This window comes from Seonamhaeicola marinus (assembly GCF_008085455.1).
Genome location: NZ_VSDQ01000917.1, coordinates 1 through 203 on the forward strand (window position 1 = coordinate 1; position 203 = coordinate 203).

Annotated in this window: 1 protein-coding gene; it reads right to left on the minus strand. The window is 36.0% G+C overall.

Annotated elements, in window-relative coordinates; translation table 11 throughout:
* A partial coding sequence (locus tag FUA24_RS24815) for a zeta toxin family protein (protein ID WP_187388396.1) occupies positions 1-203 on the minus strand: 203 nt, incomplete at both ends.

Below are 203 nucleotides of genomic sequence, written 5' to 3' on the forward strand. Positions count from 1 at the left end.
AGTTGATCTATGGCAGCAGCCCTAAAAGTATCACCCGCTCCTAAAACAACTTTTAATCCTTGCTTTTTAAATTGATATGCTAGCTTACCTATAGTTGTTGTTTTACCTACACCGTTTACCCCAACAACCATAATAACGTATGGTTTTTTATCTTGTGGCACTGTAAATTCAGTTTCTTCGCCTACGTTAGTTTCACTTAATAA